Here is a 17,075-nt window from a genome sequence, read left to right on the forward strand (position 1 = left end):
ATGGCACGGTCGACCGCCGCGACGCCAACGGTCGCACCGCCAACGGTCGCGCCGGACTCGGGCGTTGCCGTGGACGCGATCGTGCGCGCGCTGCGCGAGGGGGGCGAGTTGGTCGACGTGGTCGGGGAGCTGCCACCCTCCATCTCAGGCATCACCGACGATTCGCGCGCCGTCACGGCCGGCGCACTCTTCGTCGCCGTACGGGGGAGCGCGCGCGACGGGCACGACTTCCTCGACGGCGCCAGCGCCGCCGGTGCCGCCGTTGCCATCGTGGAGGATGCATCGCGCACCGCGCTGCCGCGACTCGTGGTGCGCGACGCTCGTCGCGGCGCCGCCATCGCCGCCGCCGCCTTCCACCACGACCCCTGCCGATCGCTGTCGATCGTTGGAGTGACGGGCACGAGCGGCAAGACGACCACGGTCTCGATGCTGCGCCACCTCCTCGACGCGCCCGAGGCGCCGGCGGCCTCCATCGGGACGCTCGGCGTCCTGGTCGGGAGCGAGGGAACTGCCTTCCCCGGCGGGAGCGGGCTCACGACGCCGGGACCCGTCGAGTTCCAGCGCGTCCTTCGCGCATTGGTCGACGCCGGCGTGCGTCGCGTGGCGATGGAGGTCTCGTCGCACGCCCTGGACCAGCGCCGCGTGGAAGGCGTCCCGTTCGATGCAGCCGTCTTCACCAACCTCAGTCGCGACCACCTCGACTATCACGGGACGCCCGAGGCGTACTTCGAGGCCAAGGCGCGCCTCGTCACGCAGCTGGCGCCGGGTGGCGCGGCCGTCGTCAATGACGACGTGGAGACCTGGCGCGCCCTCCCGGTGGCGCCGCGACTCGTTCGCTACGGGCTGCATTCCGTCTTTGCCGAGGTGCGGGCCAACGACGTCGCTGTCGGCCCGGGTGGAAGTGAGTGGACGCTGGCCACCCCCGACGGCAGCGCCGAGGTGCGGCTCCCGCTCATCGGGGACTTCAACGTGTCGAACGCGTTAGGCGCGGCGGCCGCCGCCTGGGCGCTGGGGCTCCCGGTGGAGCAGGTCGCCGAGCGGCTCTCGACGCTGCCGCAGGTGCCGGGACGCCTCGAGCGCGTGCTCGACGCGCCAGCCGTCCTGCGCGACTACGCCCACAAGCCCGACGCGCTGGAGCGCGCGCTGGCCGCGGTTCGCCCGTTCACCGCAGGACGCCTCATCGTCGTCTTCGGTTGCGGCGGCGACCGCGATCGAGGCAAGCGCCCGATCATGGGCGAGATCGCTGAGCGACTCGCCGACGTCGTCATCCTCACGAGCGACAATCCGCGCACCGAGGATCCGGAGCGCATCCTGGACGAGATCGAGCTCGGCATGCACCGCCCGCATGAACGCATCGAGGACCGCCGCATGGCAATCGCGCGGGCGCTGACCCTCGCCACGGCAGGCGACGTGGTGATGCTCGCCGGCAAGGGACACGAGACCTATCAGCTTCGCGGGACCACATACCATCCCTTCGACGAGAAGGCGATCGTGCGCGAACTCGCGGGCCACGCGCGCGGAGCCTCGGAGGGTGACCGATGAGCTTCTGGACGCTCGACCGCCTGACGCAGGCGCTGGGCGCGCAGCTCCGCGGCGCGCGCCCGGAAGGGCACGTGGCGCTGGGGCGCGTGGTGACCGACACGCGCATCGTTGCGGCTGGCGACGTCTTCGTGGCGCTCATCGGCGAGCGCTTCGACGGGCACGACTTCCTGGCTGAGGCGGTTCAACGCGGTTCGGTGGCCGTCGTGGTCGCCGATGCGCGGCGTGCGGTGGAGCTGAACGTGCCGGTGTTCGTGGTCGACGACACCACGCGCGCCCTGGGCGCGTTAGGCAGGTATCGCCGGCGCGCCTGGGGCGGGCCGGTGGTGGCGGTGGCGGGTTCCAACGGAAAGACGAGCACCAAGGAGCTGGTCGCCGCCGCACTCTCCAGCGCCTTTGATGTCCACGCCACGCGCGGGAACCTCAACAACCAGGTCGGGGTCCCGCTCACCCTGCTCGCCATTCCGGACGATGCCGGGATTGCCGTGGTCGAGGTCGGAACCAACCATCCGGGCGAGGTGGCCGCACTGCGCGCGATCGTGGAGCCGGATCTCGCGGTGGTGACCTCGATCGGCGAGGAGCACCTCGAGGGGCTGGGCGACATGGACGGCGTGCTGCGTGAGGAGTGCGCGATCTTCGTCGACGTCCCCATCGCCATCACGCCGGCCTCGCAGCCGGAGGTGGCGCGTGAGGCGCGCCTGCGCGCGCAGCGCGTGATAGCCGCCGGCACCGAGGGGGGCGACCTGCACCCCGATCGTTGGGGGGTGGGCGCGGATGGGCGCGGCTGGGCGGAGCTGGGGGACGTACGGTTGCAGCTGCCGATGCTCGGCGCGCACAACGTGCGCAATGCGATGCTGGCGCTCGCGGTCGCGCGCGCCTGCGGCGTCGACCTCGCGGCCGCCGCGCAGTCCATCGCCGCCATGCCCCAGCTCAGCATGCGCAGCACGTTGGAGTCGGTGGGCACGCTCACGCTGCTCAACGACGCCTACAACGCCAATCCGGCGTCGGCGCGCGAGGCGCTCGCGATGCTCGACGCCATCGGGGGGGAGCGACCGCGCGTCGCGGTGCTCGGCTCGATGCTGGAGCTCGGGCTCCACGCGCGCGAGCTGCACCGCGAGATCGCCGCACGCGCCCTCGCGTCGAAGGCCGAGGTCATCGCCGGCGTGGGCGACTTTGCCGACGCCTTGCAGTCGCTCGCCGCCAACGATCCCCGCGTGATCGTCGCCGCCGACGCCGAGTCGCTCTGGCCGCTGCTCGCGCCACGCCTCCCGATGGATGCCGTCGTCCTGCTCAAGGGCTCGCGCGGCACGCGCCTGGAGCGACTCGTTCCGCACCTCCGCCACTTTGCCGGCCTCCCCGCCGCCGACCCCTCACCCACTCACTGACCCGCGCCTCGTCTTCTCGTCTTCCCGTCTACCCGTCTTCTCCCCCAAGCGAGTGCTGCACTTCCTTCTTAGTCGCTTCGTCCCGGATTTCCCGCCGCTCCGGCTCATCAACTACATCTCGGTGCGCGCCGCGGCTGCGGCCGTCACCGCGTTGCTGCTGTCGTTCCTGATCGGCCCCCTCATCGTGCGCCGCCTGCAGGCCATGAGCATACGCCAGGTGGTGCGCGAAGGGACGCCGGATTCGCACCAGCACAAGGGGACGACGCCGACGATGGGGGGCTTGATCCTCCTGGCCTGCTCGATCATTCCCACGCTGCTCTGGACGCGTCTCGACAACCGGTACGTCCTGCTGGCACTTCTCGTGACCGTCTGGATGGGCGGCATCGGCTTTCTGGACGACTACCTCAAGCTCCGGCAAAAGCGGGAAGGGAAGAAGAACGAGGGGCTGGTGGAGCGCTACAAGCTGGCGGGGCAAGTCTCGATCGGGCTCCTCTTCGGCTTCATCCTCTGGAAGTTCCCGGTATCGACGCTCCCCGGGGCGTCGACCACGCTCCCGTTCCTCAAGTACGTGCTCATCGTCCCGGCGACGGCGGGACTCGCCTGGCTCTACGTTCCGTTCACGACCTTCATCCTCACCGGCGTCAGCAACTCGGTGAACCTCACCGATGGCCTCGACGGGCTGGCGGCGGGGCTGAGCGCGATTGCCCTCGTCACCTTTGCGCTGTTTGCGTACGTCATGGGGCGCATCGACGCCAGCGCCTACCTGCAGCTCTTCTACCTGCGCGGTGCCGGCGAACTCACCGTGTATTGCATGGCGCTGGTTGGGGCATGCATCGGATTCCTCTGGTACAACACGTATCCGGCGCAGGTCTTCATGGGCGACACGGGGTCGCTCGCCCTGGGCGGTGCGATCGGTGCGATCGCCATCCTCCTCAAGAGCGAGTTCCTCCTGCTCTTCATCGGTGGGGTCTTCGCGACCGAGACCGCCTCGGTGATCGTGCAGCGCACCGTCTTCAAGTATCGCAAGCGCCGATATGGGCTCGAGTACGCCCAGCAGCACCGTGTCTTCCTGCGGGCTCCGCTGCACCATCACTTCGAGTTGAAGGGATGGAAGGAGACGCAGGTCGTCGTCCGCTTCTGGATCCTCGGGATCCTGTGTGCCTTCGTGGCCCTCACCACCCTGAAGCTGCGATGATCCCTGCATACGACTGGTCCCGCGGCGAGGTTGCCGTCGTGGGCCTCGGGCGAAGTGGCTCCTCGGCAACGCTCCTGTTGCGCCGCCTTGGCGCGCAGGTCTACGCATCGGATGCCGGCACGGCCCCCGCCGTGGCCGTCTCGCGCGAATCGCTGCTGGCCGTCGGGGCGTCGGTCGACGTGGGGCGGCACGACCTGCCGCGCATCGCGCGGGCGTCGCTCGTGATTGCCAGCCCGGGCGTCCCGCCGACGGCGCCTCCGCTCGTCGCGGCGCGCTCGGCCGGCGTCCCGATCATCAGCGAGGTCGAACTCGCCCTCGCGGCCATGCCGGGGCTGCGCTACGTGGCGGTGACGGGGACCAACGGCAAGAGCACCGTGACCGCCCTCGTCGCGCACCTGCTGCGCAGCGTTGGAGTGAGCGTGGAGGCGGCGGGAAACATCGGCACACCGCTGAGCGAGGTGGCGCTGCGGGCGGCGCCGCCGGCGTGGGTCGCGCTCGAGGTCTCGTCGTTCCAGCTGCACGACACACCGTCCATCAACCCGACGGTCGGCGTTCTCACGAACCTCTCGCCCGATCACCTGGACCGCTACGACTCGGTCGAGGCGTACTATGCCGACAAGGCGCTCCTCTTCCGGCATGCGCACGCGGACTCCAACTGGGTGGTGAACGCCGACGATCCCGCCGCGGTGGCCATGGCGCGCGGGATCGAGGGGAAGCACTTCCGGTTCTCGGCATTTGGTCGGTTGTGCGATGCCTTCCTGGGCGGGAAGGGGAAGCACCAACTCATCGTGGACGACGAGATCCTGATGACGCGCGACCAGCTCCCCCTCCTCGGCAGCCACAACGTGGCCAATGCGCTGGCGGCGGTGATGGCCGTCATGGCCACCGATCCCGCGCACGAGAGCTTCGATGACCGCGCGCGCATGGTGGCGGCGCTCGAGTCGTTCCGGGCCCTTCCGCATCGCCTCGAGCCCGTCGCGGACCGGGAGGGCGTTCTCTGGATCAACGACTCCAAGGCGACCAACGTCGCCTCGGCGCTGGTCGCCATCGAGAGCATGCAGCGTCCCACGATCCTCCTGCTGGGCGGACGGCACAAGGGAGAGGCCTACACTTCGCTGCTGGACGCCATCGCGCGGCATTGCCGCATGGTGCTCGCGTTCGGTGAGGCCGCACCCATCATCGAGGGCGACCTCGCGGGACGCGCCGCGGTGCAGCGCGTCGACGGCTCCTTTGCGAACGTCATGGCGCGCGCGCACGAACTCGCCCGCAGCGGCGATGCTGTCCTGCTCGCGCCGGCCTGCTCGTCGTTCGACATGTTCCGCAACTACGAAGAGCGTGGCCGCGCCTTCGCGGCGGCCGCGCGAGGAGAGGGGTGATGCACGACCCCATGCGCGTGCGCGAGCGCTGGACGATGGGGCCCGAAGCGCGTGCCCTCGTCCTGGTCACCGCTGTCCTCACCGCCTTCGGCCTCGCCACGCTCTACAGCGCGAGTGCATTCGTGGCCATGCAGGCCGACCACGACTCGACGTACTACTTTCTCAAGCAGCTGGCGGGCGTTGCGGCCGGGATGCTGGCCTTTGCCCTCGCCGCCAAGTTCGATGCGGAGAAGCTGGAGAAGTACGCCTGGCCGGCGATGATCGCCACGATCGTCCTGATGCTCATCACGGTGCTCCCCTTCACGAGGGCCATCGCCCCCCCCATCAACGGGTCGCGCCGCTTCATCCTCGGCGCCTCGTTGCAGCCGTCGGAGTTCGGCAAGCTGGCGGTCGTGGTGTGGACCAGCATGCTCGTGCTCAAGAAGGGCGACCAGATGCGCCGCCTCACCAAGGGGCTCCTCCCTTTCCTGGTGGTCGTCGGCGTCCTCGACCTCCTGGCCTTCTTCCAGCCCGACCTCTCGGTGGCGATGATGTTCACCCTCATGATGGGGATCATCCTCTTCGCCGCCGAGGTGCGCATCGGGCACTTCATCCTCCTCGGGATGCTCGCCGCGCCGCTCCTCTGGCACGAGATCGAGAAGCGCCAGTACGCCATGTCGCGCCTCCTGTCGTTCATGGGATCGGGCGACGCCCCCGAGGCGATCAACTTCCAGTTGCGCCAGTCGCTCATCGCCGTCGGGTCCGGCGGGATCGTGGGGAAGGGGTTCGGGCAGGGATTGCAGCAGTACGGCTGGGTCCCGTTCGGCTACAACGACTTCATCGCCAGCAACATCGGCGAGGAGTGGGGATTCATCGGCATCACCTTCATCACGCTGGCCTTCGCGCTGTACGCCTGGCTCGGCTTCCGCATCGCGCGCCAGGCGCGGTCGCGCTTCTTGCAGCTGGTGGCCATCGGCCTCACCTGCACGACGGCCATCACCGCGTACCTGCACATCGGCGTCGTCATCGGGCTTCTCCCCACCACCGGACTCACGCTGCCGTTTGTCTCGTTCGGGAGATCGAACCTGCTGCTCAGCTTCGTCCTCACGGGGATCCTGGTGAACATCGGGAGCGCGCGCGAGAAGGTGTACGGGGCGGCGGCCACCGCCCCCGTCTGAGCGCGGGGCATCGTCAGGCGTGCGCGTTCTCTTCACGGGCGGCGGAACCGGCGGGCACCTGTATCCCGCGCTGGCCATCGCGCGCGCCCTGGTGCGCGTGCGCCCCGACGTGCAGCCGCACTTTGTCGGGGCCACGCGTGGCATCGAGCGCGTGATCCTCCCCGACGCCGGTTTCCCGTACACGCTGCTCGATCTCCACCCGCTGTATCGTTCCGCCCCCTGGCACAACTGGAAGACGGCGCGCGGACTGCTGCAGGGGTGGCAACGCCTCGCGGCGCTGTCGCGCGAGGGCGCACCGCGCCTCGTGGTCGCCACGGGCGGCTATGCGGCGTCGGGTGCGCTCGCCTTTGCCGCGTGGCGTCGCATCCCGTTCGTGGTGCAGGAACAGAATTCGTTCCCGGGACGGACGGTTGCCCTCTTCTCCCGGTGGGCGCGCGAACTCTACCTCGGCTTTCCCGAGGCAGCCGATCGCTTGCCGCCAGCTGCACGATCGCGTGCCATCGACACCGGCAACCCCATCGAGCCCCCCCCCGCGCTTCCCCCCGATCGCGCGGCGCAACGTCGCGCGTGGGGCTTCGGTGACGACGTGCGCCTCGTGGTGCTCGCCTTCGGCGGGAGCCAGGGCTCGGCCGCGCTCAATGCGCTGGTGGACGGATGGCTCGCGCTCGGCCTCCCTCCCGGCGTCGGGCTCATCTGGGGAACCGGGCGCGACCACATTCACCGCTACGAGGCACGCGCCAGTGCGCGCGTCGTCGTGCGCCCGTACCTCTCGCCGATCGCCGACGCATATGCGTGCGCCGACCTCGCCATTGCGCGCGCCGGTGCGATGACCACGGCGGAACTGTGCGCATGGGGGATCCCCATGTTCCTCGTGCCGCTCCCCACGGCTGCCGCCGATCACCAAACGGCGAATGCGCGCGCCCTCGCCGACGCGGGGGCCGCGCGCTGGGTGGCCCAGCGCGATGCCACGAGCGATGCGCTGGCGCAGGTGGTGAACGAGGCGGCCAGCGATGATGCGTGGCGGGCACGCTGGTCGCTCGCGGCGCGCGCGCGCGGCCGCCCGGATGCGGCGGCGCACATCGCGACGAGGATCGCGGCGTTGCTGCCGCCGGTGGGTTCCTGATGTCGTCGCCGATGCGCGAGGCGCGCGCCGCACTGGCTTGCCTTCCCGAATCCCTTTTCGCACCGTCGCACTAGATTGCGCCTCATGCCCCTCCTCGACACGACCGATCCCCGGCCGGTGCACTTCGTCGGCGTCGCTGGCGCGGGGATGAGCGCGCTCGCCGAGTTGTTCGTTAGGCGCGGCGTGCCGGTCACGGGGTGCGATGCGCACCTCGAGGATGGCGCCAGCCTGGCGAGGCTCGGCATTGCGTTGCGGGAGGGGCACGACCCCGCGCACGTGGCCGGGGCACGCGCGCTGGTGGTCACCTCGGCGATGCGTCGAGACCACCCCGAACTCGAGGCGGCGCGCGCCAGCGGGATGCCCATCGTCAGGCGCGCCGAGGCGCTGGGCGAGGCGGTGAGTGGCGGAACGCTCGTGGGAATCGCCGGGACGCATGGCAAGACCACCACGACCGTGATGACCACCGAGGCGCTCGCCGCGGCCGGATTGCACCCGACGGGCGTGGCGGGCGGTCGGGTGGGGGAGTGGGGCGGGAACCTGCGCTACGACGGCGACCGCCTCTTCGTCGTGGAGAGCGATGAGTATGATCGCTCCTTCCTCGCCTTGTCGCCTGCGGTTGCCGTGGTCACCAACATCGAGGCCGATCACCTCGACATCTACCGCGACCTCGACGACATCCGCGGCGCCTTCGAGCAGTTTGTCGCCCCGGCGCACACCATCGTCCTCTGCGCCGACGATGCCGGGGCCTCGTCGCTCGCTGCCCGCGGCGGGGCGGAATGCCTGCGCTACGGGACGGCATCGCCAGATGCCCGTCTCGTCGGGGTGCCGCGCCCCCTGGAGGATGGGCGCACCATGGTCGCCGTGACCTTCGATGGCGAGGGCATCGGCGACGTCACGCTCGCCGTGCCCGGGGTCCACAACGTGCGCAACGCACTCGCCGCGATCGGGAGCGGCTTGGCGTTAGGCGCGACGCTCGAGGCGATGCGTCCCGGGCTGGAGCGCTTTCGCGGTGTGGAGCGCCGCTTCCAGCGCCTGGGGACGGCGAGCGGCGTGGCGGTGGTCGACGACTATGCCCACCACCCCACCGAGGTCGCGGCTACCATTGCCGCGGCGCGCGCCGCCTTTCCGGGGCGGCGACTCGTCGTGGCCTTCCAGCCGCATCTGTACTCGCGCACGCGCGACTTCGCCGCGCGATTTGCCGAGGCGCTGGCCGCCGCCGATGCGTGCGCACTGCTGTCGCTGTATCCCTCGCGCGAACACCCCATCCCCGGCGTCTCCTCCGCCCTCATTGGCGACGTCATGGCGGCCGCCGGTCATGCCCCGGTGTGGAATGGCGATCGCGCCGATGCCGCACGGGCGCTCGCGGTTTTCGTGCGCGAGGGAGACGTGGTCGTCACGATGGGAGCGGGCGATGTCACGCGGGTCGGCCCTGAACTACTGCACCGCCTCGCGGCGGGGAGCGCAGCGTGAGCCGCGCGGCATCCCCTGCGCCCGCTCCCCCCGTGCCGGTCACGGGCTCCGGCGCCCCCCAAGCGCCGCGCCGCCGCAAGTGGGGGTGGTACATCGTCGCGCTCCTGCTCGTGGCGGCAGCGATCGCCGCGACGCCGTGGTGGGGACGAGATCTTGCCTTCTTTAGGGTCCAGCAGGTCGAGGTTCGCGGGACCCGGTTCGCGAGGCCCTCCGACATCGCCGCGCGCCTCCACATCGATACGACCTTCTCCATCTGGAACAAGTTCGACTCGCTCGAGGCGCGAGCCGCCTCGCATCCGCAGGTGCGAAGCGCGCGCGTCACGCGACGCCTCCCCAGCACGCTCGTCGTCACGATCGACGAGAACCTCCCCATTGCGCTGGTGCCGGCCGCGTCCGGGTTCAAGGCGTACGACGAGGGGGGGCGCGTCCTCCCGCTCGACCCCGCACGATGGGGCGTCGACCTCCCGATCGTGCCGCGTGTCGACACCGCGCTCTTCCGCCTGCTGGGCGACCTCAAGGCAGAGATGCCCGAGTACTACGGGCGGGTGAGCGAGGCACGCCGTGTGGGAAAGGACGAAGTCATCCTCCAACTCGTCGACATCCCGGTGCGCGCCATGCTGAACCTGCGCGCCGAGCGCCTTCTGCAGCTATCTTCCGTCGAGGCCGATCTCGCCAAGCGCCGACTCAAGGCGGTCGAGCTCGACCTGCGCTACAAGGACCTCGTCATCGCCCGACTCCCATGAATGTGGAACGACTGGTCGCTGGACTCGACATCGGGTCCGCCAAGACCACGGCCATCATCGCCGAGGTCGTTGGCGACCTCCCGCGTCACCCCGGCATCAAGATCCTTGGCGTGGGGCAGTCGCGCACCACGGGGCTGCGTCGCGGCGTCGTGGCCGACATCGAGGAGACGACGCAGTCCATCCGCAAGGCGGTGAGCGACGCGGAGCAGATGGCCGGCGTGAAGGTCGACGCGTGCTTCGTGGGGATTGCCGGTGAGCACGTGAAGGCGATGATCTCCAAGGGAATCGTCGCCGTCAGCAGCGACGAGATCACCCGCGGCGACGTCGAGCGTGCCAACGCGGTGGCGAGAGCGCAGGCCATTCCCCCCGAGCGCGAACTCCTCCACGCCATTCCCCAGGAATACACGGTCGACAAGAACGAGGGGATTCGCGACCCCCTCGGCATGGTCGGGACGCGCCTCGAGACCGAGATGTACCTGGTCACCATCGGGAGCTCACCGTCGCTCAACTTGCGCAAGGCGGTGGAACGCGCGGGGTACAAGCCGTTGCAGCTGGTGCTCGAGCCGCTGGCGAGCGCGCTGGCCGTGCTCACCGAGGACGAGAAGGAACTGGGCGTCGCGCTCATCGAGATGGGCGCCGGCACGAGCGACATCGCGCTCTTCCACGAGGCCAAGATCCGCCACCTGGGCACCGTGCCGTTCGGTGGGAACAACGTCACCAACGACATCGTCCACGGCCTGGGCGTCACCCAGGCCGACGCGGAGCGGCTGAAGGAACGCTACGGCTGCGCCTACGAGCCCATGGTCGACCCGTCCGAGGTGATCACGCTGCCGAGCACGGTCGCACAGGGCGAGCGGCAGATCCCGCGCGAACTCCTGGCGCACATCATCCACCAGCGCACCGACGAGATCTTCGACCTGGTGATGCGAGACATCGAGGCGGCCGGCTTTGCGGGGAAGCTGAGCGCGGGCGTGGTGCTCACCGGCGGCGCGGCGGCCATTCCCGGAATCACGGAGCTTGCGGCCGACGTGTTCGGGACGGGCGTGCGCGTAGGCGTGCCGACGGAGAACCTCAGCGGGTTGGTCGATGCGGTCGAGGCGCCACGCTTTGCCACCGCCGTCGGGCTCGCGCTGTATGCGGCCTCGCGTGTCGCGTTAGGGAGCGAGGCACCGGGCGGCCGTCGGCTGCAGCTCAATGCACCGAATGTGGATAAGTTGGCACAGCGCGTGAAGACGTGGTTGCAGGACTTCTTCTGAGTGCGGCGTGCGCCATGGGCACGCGCAGGAGCTGCGCGAACGGGAGTGAGTGAACGCGAGCGGGAGTGGCGATCGGTATCGTTAGGGTGCGACGGGCGGCGTCCGGAATGGGCGCCGCCCGTCGCGTTACAAACGTGATGTTCTCCTAGGGAATGTGGAGAAACATTGGTCGCACTCGCGTCGCGATCGCGGCGCAGAATCTTGCTTTCGCTCACACGTGGCCTGTACGGACAAACACGTTATATTCTGCGCGACTTGATCGACACGATGCGTGACGTTATGCAGTCACTCGCGTCGTTGGAGCGATCTCGCAATCACGGAATCCATCACGTCTGACGTCCTCGCCACGAGAGGAGCCGCGCGCGCCATGATCTTCGAATTCGAGGAGAACGCAATCCAGAACGCTCGCATGAAGGTGGTTGGTGTGGGTGGCGGTGGCGGGAACGCCGTCAACCGAATGATCGAGGAACGACTCGAGAGCGTCGAGTTCATCTCGATCAACACCGACTCCCAGGCGCTGTTGGCGTCGAAGTCGGATGTGAAGATCCAGATCGGGAAGAAGTTGACGCGCGGACTCGGCGCCGGCGCCCGACCCGAGATCGGGCGCTCGGCGATCGAGGAGAATCGCGACGAGGTGGGGCGCGTACTGCACGGCGCGGACCTCGTCTTCGTCACATGCGGCATGGGGGGCGGGACGGGGACGGGGGCGGCGCCGGTCGTCGCCGAGCTCGCGAAGGAGGCGGGCGCGCTCACCGTCGGCATCGTCACCAAGCCGTTCCTCTTCGAGGGGCGGAAGCGGATGCGGCAGGCAGACATGGGGGTCGCCGAGATGCGCAAGCATGTGGACACGATGATCATCGTGCCTAACGAGCGGCTGCTCGCGGTGGTCGGCAAGGGGATCCCCTTCCAGGACGCGCTCAAGAAGGCCGACGAGGTGCTGCTCCACGCCACGCAGGGCATCTCGACGCTCATCTCCAAGACGGGGCTCGTGAACGTGGACTTCGCGGACGTGCGCACCGTGATGCAGAACGGTGGGTCGGCGTTGATGGGAACCGGGATCGGGCGTGGCGAGAATCGCGCGATGGAGGCGGCGCAGCAGGCCATCTCGTCGCCGCTGCTCGACAACATCTCGATCAACGGCTCGAGCGGCGTCCTGCTCAACATCACCGGCGGCGGCGACCTGACGCTGGGCGAAGTGACGCAGATCTCCGAAATCGTGCATGACGCCGCGGGTGATGAGGCCGAGATCATCTTCGGTGCCGTCAATGAACCGGCGATGCAGGGCGAGATTCGGGTCACCGTCATTGCCACCGGTTTCGACAAGGCAATGGGACAATCTGCGTTCATCAGCGTTCCGGCCAACGTCACGACCAAGCCGGCGGCCGTCCCGTACGTGACGGCCGATCGCGGCGCGGTCGCCGGTGGTGCTCACGCGGCGGCGAGCGGTGCGAACCAGGCGCCGAGTGCTGCGCCCCAGTCGCCGACGCCGAACGTCATCCCCATTGGCGGCCAGCGCACGACCGCGCCGTTGCGTAGTATTCCCGGCGGCCAGTCGCGTCCCGCGGTCCCGAACGACCCGAACCGGAAGTTCGCGCGCCCGCCGCAGCCTGCCACGGAGATCAACCCGATGGATATCCCGACATTCATCCGGAGACAGATGGATTGAGACGCTGGGGCGCTCGATTGGCGGTGTCTACGGCGGTGGCGCTCCTTGCGTGGGGCGCCATCGCCGTCGTGCGTCCGATCCCTGAAAAGCGCGCCGGCGACGTGATCAACGGCACACGCACTCCCACGTGGCGCGTGCGCGTCGACTCCCTCTCGCGTGGCGAGACATTGAGCGGACTGCTCTCGCGCGGCGGGCTCTCGACCGAGGAGGCGACCTCCGCTCTTGGCGCGGCCACCGCACTCGACGCGCGGCGCCTTCCGGCGGGGATGCGCGTCACCCTGGGCGGGCACGAGGGGCGGCGCCCCACGCAGATCATCTTCCAGCTCGCGATCGACCGCGTCTTGCACCTGACGAAGACCGACAGCGGCTGGGTCGGGCGTGAGGAGCGCATGCCGTGGACGACCGACACCATGGTCGTGCATGGCAACATCGCGCGCACCCTGTACGATGCCGTCGACGAGGGGGCGCCCACCCTTCCGTCGCGCGCGCGCGCCGAACTCGCCTGGACCGTCGCCGACATCTACGAGTATCGCCTCGACATGAGCCGCGACTTGCAGCCGGGCGACCAGTTCAGGGTCCTCTTCGAGCGCGAGTCGGGGCCGCAGGGGGCCGTTCGCATCGGGCGCATTCTCGCTGCCTCGTACGCATCCGGTGCGACGAGCATCGATGCCATCCGCTACGAGGGGCCGGATGGGAAGGGGCGCTACTACGACGCCACCGGAAAGTCGCTGCAGGCGATGTTCCTGCGCGCCCCGCTCGAGTTCCGTCGCATCTCCTCCATCTTCGGGATGCGGCGGCATCCCATCCTTGGCGTGTGGCGCGCCCATCGCGGCACCGACTACTCGGCCGGGTCGGGCACTCCCGTGCGCAGCGTTGGCGACGGCGTCGTGGTGCGGGCTGGCCGCATGCGCGGCTATGGCAACGTGGTCGACGTTAGGCATGCCAACGGCTTTGTTTCCCGCTACGGCCACCTGCGCGGCTTTGCGCGCGGGGTGCGCGCCGGGCTCCGCATCGGGATCGGCGAGACGATCGGCTATGTCGGCATGACGGGGCTCGCCACCGCGCCCCACCTCCACTTCGAGGTCCTCGTGGGCGGGGTGCAGCAGAATCCGCGCACCGCGCTTGCCTCCACCGGTGGGGCACCGCTCGCCGCGGGCGAGGTGGCCGATTTCGCCCGCGTGCGTGAGTCGGTCCTCGCCCTGCTGCAGCACGCGACGACGCAGGTTGCCGACTCCAACTGAGGCGACTCGTCCTCGACGCACAGCGCCCACACAGGCTCGGGCGTAGATTCCCGACATGATTTCCTGGTTGATTGTCCTCGCCGCCGGCGTGACCGGGGCGGTCGCTGCATATGCGCACGTCCGTGCCAAGCGACGCTGGTGGGCTGCGGGATTGCGAGCCGTCTCGGTCGCCAGTCTCGTGGCGCTGGCGTTGAACACCGCGATTGGAGCGCGGCGCACTCCCTCGCCGCTCGTGGCGCTCGACGTCTCATCCTCATGGCGACGCGGGCGCGATGCCTCGGCGTTCGACTCGGTGGCCAGGCGCGCGCGCGATGTCGCCGGCGACTCGCTCTACCTGTTTGGCGATTCGCTGCGGCTGGCGGGCGATTCGGTGGCGGCGGGGGACAAGGCGTCGCGCGTTCGGCCAGCGGCCGAGCGCGCGATGGCGGCGGGGCGCCCGCTCGTCCTCTTCACCGACGGCGAGCTGGATGATCCCGACGCCTTGCGGTCGCTCCCGGCGGGGTCGCGCATCGAGCTTGGTGGCGCGACCGATCGCCCCGATGCCGCGGTCCTCGACGTGCGCGCCCCGCGCGTTGCCACGGCCGGGGACTCCGTGGAGGTTCGCGTGACCATTGGTGCGGGGAGCGGCGGGGCGCCGGCGGGGACGCTCACGCTCGACCTGGGAGGCCGCTCCGTGGCGATGCAGCGGTTCGATTCGCTCCCCGCCCTCGGCGAGCGAACCGTGACCATGCGCTTCGTTGCACCTGCCGGACAGGCGCCGACCGAGTTGCGGGCCGCGATCAACGTGCCGCAGGACGGCGAGCCTGGAAACGACGCGTCGTCGGCCGTCGTCGAGCTCACCGCCGGTGCGGCCGCGGTCCTCGTCTCGACGTCGCCCGACCTCGACTCGCGCGAGTTGGCGGCGCTCCTGCGCGGCACCGTCCTCCTCCCCACGCGCGCCTACTTCCGCGTGGCACCTGGCGAGTGGCGCGACGACGTCAAGCTGCAGGCGGTGAGCGAGGACGTCGTGCGCCGCGCGGTGCGCGAGGCGCCGGTCGTGGTCATTCATGGTGACACGGCGCTCTTCGGGGCTCCGCGCGCCGCCACGCGCGGGGCGCTTGCCCTCGTCGCTCCCCCGCAAGCGACGCAGGGGGAGTGGTTCGCCACCGGGGCGCCGATCTCGCCGGTGAGCACGCCGCTGAGCGGAACGGCATGGGACTCGCTCCCGCCGCTCGACGTGAGCGCGGGTGTGCCGGCGGATGCGGAGTTCGAGATGCTCGTGACGCGTAGGTCGCGCCGCCTCGATGCGCGCGTGGCGATCGTTGGCTGGGAGCGGCCGCGGCGAATCGTTGTCGCGGCCGCCTCTGGTTTCTGGCGCTGGCGCGTGCGAGGCGGTGTCGGGAGCGACGCCTTCACGGCGGTGTGGGGGAGCATTCTCGACTGGCTGGCGGGTGAGCGGGCCGACGTGCGGGCGGCATTCCCGGTGGAGGCGGCGGTGCGCGCGGGCGAGGGGGTACAGTGGCGGCGCGGCGCCACCGGCGATTCGCTGGTACGGGCGGTGCTCGTTAGGCGCGGGACGGGCACCTCGGCGCAACCGTCAGCGTCCGGCGCGGCAACATCTGGGGGGGCGGACTCGATCGACCTTCGGTTCGGTGCGGGGGCGAATGTCACGCAGGCGGTGGCCCCGCCGCCGGGGGTCTACGACGTGCGAACCGCGGGTGGCAACTCGCTCCTCGTCGTCAATCCATCGGCGGAGCTGCTGCCACGCCGGCGAACAGTCCAGGCGGGGGCGATGGGGAGCGGTGCAACGCTGGGCGAGGCGCCGCGTGCGCGCGATGTCTCGTGGCTCTTCGCGATTGCCCTCGTGGCGCTGTGCGCCGAGTGGCTGCTGCGCCGACGCATCGGGCTCCGCTAGCGAGCGCGCTACGTCGGTAGCGACGGGGCGCTGCCCGGGTCGCGCGGCGATGCGCTAAGTTTGGGACCATGGCCAGGCTCTTCAAACGCTCAGACGACCTCCCGAAGCGCTCGCTGTGGCAGCGCATCAAGGACATTGCGCTCACCGATGTGTCGGCCCTGGTCCGCAAGGGGACGCGCGAGGGGTCGCTCGAGCAGCTGGAGGAACTCCTCCTCGAGTCGGACTTCGGCGTGGCGACCACGTTGCGGCTGGTCGAGGACGTGGACCGGCTCGCGCAGCGCGGGAAGGTGAAGACGCACGACGAGTTCCTGGCCGCGCTTCGCGACGGGGTGGAGTCGGCGTTGCGCGCGGGGAACGCCGATCCGGCGCTGCGCCTGGCGGCGAGCGGCCCCACCGTGATCCTGGTCATCGGGGTGAACGGGGCGGGAAAGACGACGTTCATCGGCAAGCTGGCGGCGCGACTCCGGCAGCAGGGGTTGCGCGTCATGGTTGCAGCTGGCGACACGTTTCGCGCCGGTGCGATCGACCAGTTGCGGGTCTGGGCGGAGCGCACCGGGGCGGAGTTCATCGGGGGGAGGGCGGGAGGTGATCCCGCGGCGGTCGCGTTCGACGCGATCGATGCCGGCGTGACGCGCGGGGCCGACGTCGTGATCGTCGACACCGCCGGCCGCCTGCACACGAGCGACAACCTCATGGAGGAACTCAAGAAGGTGGCGCGCGTGATCAAGCGCCGCATGCCCGAGGCGCCGCACGAGACGCTGCTCGTCCTCGACGGAACCATCGGGCAGAACGCGGTCGTGCAGGCGCGGACCTTCTCCGAGGCCGTCCCGGTGACGGGGCTGGTGGTGACCAAGCTGGATGGAACCGCGCGCGGTGGGATCGTGGTCGCGGTGCACGAGGCGCTCGACGTCCCCGTCAAGTTCGTCGGGGTGGGGGAGCAGCTGGGCGACCTCGAGCCGTTCGATGCCGGGGAGTTCGCCCGGGAGTTGCTGGAAGAGTAAGCGCGTCAGGTGCAACGGCGGGTCGCGGT

The 17,075-nt window shown here is 70.0% G+C and carries 13 protein-coding genes; all 13 read left to right on the plus strand.

What is annotated here, in order from left to right:
* The 13 genes from IT359_06125 to ftsY all read left to right on the plus strand — a co-directional run bounded on the left by IT359_06125 (nt 1) and on the right by ftsY (nt 17,046).
* Nucleotides 1-1,542 carry a UDP-N-acetylmuramoyl-L-alanyl-D-glutamate--2,6-diaminopimelate ligase gene (locus IT359_06125; protein MCC6928554.1) on the plus strand — a complete coding sequence of 514 codons (1,542 nt, stop codon included), beginning with the start codon at nt 1-3 and terminating at the stop codon, nt 1,540-1,542.
* The gene (gene murF, locus IT359_06130) at nt 1,539-2,924 is read left to right on the plus strand and encodes a UDP-N-acetylmuramoyl-tripeptide--D-alanyl-D-alanine ligase (protein MCC6928555.1); all 1,386 of its coding nucleotides are present in this window, start codon (nt 1,539-1,541) and stop codon (nt 2,922-2,924) included. Before IT359_06125 ends, murF begins: the two co-directional genes overlap by 4 nt.
* Nucleotides 2,815-4,119: a phospho-N-acetylmuramoyl-pentapeptide-transferase gene (locus tag IT359_06135; GenBank protein ID MCC6928556.1), complete on the plus strand. Its 1,305-nt coding sequence runs from the start codon at nt 2,815-2,817 to the stop codon at nt 4,117-4,119. Before murF ends, IT359_06135 begins: the two co-directional genes overlap by 110 nt.
* Nucleotides 4,116-5,495 carry a UDP-N-acetylmuramoyl-L-alanine--D-glutamate ligase gene (gene murD / locus IT359_06140; GenBank protein MCC6928557.1) on the plus strand — a complete coding sequence of 460 codons (1,380 nt, stop codon included), beginning with the start codon at nt 4,116-4,118 and terminating at the stop codon, nt 5,493-5,495. The genes IT359_06135 and murD overlap by 4 nt, the downstream gene beginning before the upstream one ends.
* Nucleotides 5,495-6,652, plus strand: coding sequence for a cell division protein FtsW (locus IT359_06145; protein ID MCC6928558.1), 1,158 nt, complete (start codon nt 5,495-5,497; stop codon nt 6,650-6,652). Before murD ends, IT359_06145 begins: the two co-directional genes overlap by 1 nt.
* A gap of 19 nt (nt 6,653-6,671) precedes the next feature.
* The gene (locus IT359_06150; protein MCC6928559.1) at nt 6,672-7,775 is read left to right on the plus strand and encodes a glycosyltransferase; all 1,104 of its coding nucleotides are present in this window, start codon (nt 6,672-6,674) and stop codon (nt 7,773-7,775) included.
* Nucleotides 7,776-7,859: 84 nt separating this feature from the next.
* Complete coding sequence (gene murC, locus IT359_06155; protein ID MCC6928560.1) at nt 7,860-9,245, plus strand: UDP-N-acetylmuramate--L-alanine ligase; 1,386 nt, start codon at nt 7,860-7,862, stop codon at nt 9,243-9,245.
* 32 nt (nt 9,246-9,277) lie between these two features.
* Nucleotides 9,278-9,988, plus strand: coding sequence for an FtsQ-type POTRA domain-containing protein (locus tag IT359_06160; protein MCC6928561.1), 711 nt, complete (start codon nt 9,278-9,280; stop codon nt 9,986-9,988).
* Complete coding sequence (ftsA, locus tag IT359_06165; protein ID MCC6928562.1) at nt 9,985-11,244, plus strand: cell division protein FtsA; 1,260 nt, start codon at nt 9,985-9,987, stop codon at nt 11,242-11,244. The genes IT359_06160 and ftsA overlap by 4 nt, the downstream gene beginning before the upstream one ends.
* Before the next feature lie 367 nt (nt 11,245-11,611).
* Complete coding sequence (ftsZ, locus tag IT359_06170; GenBank protein ID MCC6928563.1) at nt 11,612-12,910, plus strand: cell division protein FtsZ; 1,299 nt, start codon at nt 11,612-11,614, stop codon at nt 12,908-12,910.
* 68 nt (nt 12,911-12,978) lie between these two features.
* Nucleotides 12,979-14,151, plus strand: a complete 1,173-nt coding sequence (locus tag IT359_06175; GenBank protein ID MCC6928564.1) for a M23 family metallopeptidase — start codon at nt 12,979-12,981, stop codon at nt 14,149-14,151.
* 55 nt (nt 14,152-14,206) lie between these two features.
* Nucleotides 14,207-16,045: a hypothetical protein gene (locus IT359_06180; GenBank protein ID MCC6928565.1), complete on the plus strand. Its 1,839-nt coding sequence runs from the start codon at nt 14,207-14,209 to the stop codon at nt 16,043-16,045.
* Between the two features lie 68 nt (nt 16,046-16,113).
* A complete protein-coding gene (ftsY, locus tag IT359_06185) occupies nt 16,114-17,046 on the plus strand; it encodes a signal recognition particle-docking protein FtsY (GenBank protein MCC6928566.1) in 933 nt (310 codons plus the stop codon).
* Nucleotides 17,047-17,075: the final 29 nt, after the last annotated feature.

The organism is Gemmatimonadaceae bacterium, assembly GCA_020852815.1.
In the GTDB taxonomy this organism is placed as follows: domain Bacteria; phylum Gemmatimonadota; class Gemmatimonadetes; order Gemmatimonadales; family Gemmatimonadaceae; genus SCN-70-22.